We start from the raw sequence: 1386 nt of genomic DNA on the forward strand, positions 1-1386 counted from the left end.
ACATTGGCGACGTGTCGACGACGGCCTGGTGGACGGCCTATCGCGACCGGAAGCTGGACGGCCTGGTCGTTCAGGGCCTGAATGAGAACCTGTCGGTGCTGCAGGCGCTGGAGCGCATCAATGCGGCGGCCGGCGGCGTCACCGTGGCCGGCGCCGGTTCGCTGCCGAGCCTGCTAGTCGGCGCCAGCCACACCACCAGCGGCACGATGGGCGAACGCCGCACCTCGAACGGCGCCACCAACATCAGCGCCGGCGAGGCCAATGTCTCCTGGCTGCTCGACCTGTTCGGCCAGTACCGCCGCGCCAAGGAAGGCGCCCAGGCCTCGCTTGACGCCGCCTATTCCAGCGCCGACGTCGCCAAGCTCACCTATCTGCAGGACCTAGTGAACTCCTACATCGACCTGCGCTTCTTCCAGGAGCGCCTGGCGCTGTCGCGCTCCAACCTGAAGTCGCGCCAGGAAACCCTGGACCTGACCAAGTTCCAGCTCGAGGCCGGTGCTGCCTCGCGCCTCGACGTCGTCCAGGCCGAAGGTCTGGTGCAGTCGACGCAGGCTGAAATCCCGGGGCTGGAGACCAACATCCGCGTTGCCGCCCACCACATCGCCACGCTGCTTGGCCAGCCCGCCGGCTCGCTGCTCGGCGAACTCCTGAAGGGCGCGCCGCAGCCGATCTTCCGCGGTGGCATCGCCTCCGGCATTCCGGCCGACCTGATCCGCAACCGGCCCGACATTCGCGTCGCCGAGCGCAATCTCGCGGCTGCCACCGCCAATATCGGCGTTGCCATCTCGCAGCTCTATCCGACGATCACCCTGTCGGGCTCGATCTCGCCCTCCTACGTCAAGCCGGCCGGCTTCTCCGGCGGCAGCCTGACCACCTGGTCGTTCGGCCCGACGCTGACGCTGCCGATCTTCGACGGCGGCCGTCTGCGCGCCAATGTCGACATCGCCAAGTCGGATGCCAAGACCCAGTATCTCGCCTGGAAGCAGTCGGTGCTGACCGCCGTCGAAGAGGTCGAGAACGCGCTGTCGGCGGTGCGCCGCGACGCCGAGACGGTGGAAGCGCTGCGCGCCCAGGTGAAGACGACGCAGGAAACCCTGGAACTGTCGACCGCCAGCTACAAGGACGGCGCCTCCTCGCTGCTCGACGTGCTCGATGCGCAGCGTCAGGTATCGCTCGCCCAGGCAAGCCTGGCCGCCTCCATCCAGCAGATGGCCAAGGACTATGTCGCCCTCAACGTCGCCATCGGCGGCGGCTACAATCCGGGCGCACCGCGCACGACAACACCGCCCAAGGCGAGCTGAGCCACACGAGACAGAAAGCCCCGCAATCGCGGGGCTTTTTTATGGCCGCTATCGGTAGCCAAAGCCGATAATGACGGCAGCGGCG

Annotated in this window: 1 protein-coding gene; it reads left to right on the plus strand. The window is 67.5% G+C overall.

Features of this window, described 5'->3' with window-relative positions; all coding sequences use genetic code 11:
- The coding region (locus FHT97_RS30645) for an efflux transporter outer membrane subunit (protein WP_183865228.1) at window positions 1-1301 on the plus strand (1301 nt) is incomplete at its 5' end.
- Between the last annotated feature and the right edge of the window lie 85 nt (window positions 1302-1386).

It is taken from the genome of Rhizobium sp. BK399 (assembly GCF_014194695.1).
Taxonomy (GTDB): Bacteria; Pseudomonadota; Alphaproteobacteria; order Rhizobiales; family Rhizobiaceae; genus Rhizobium.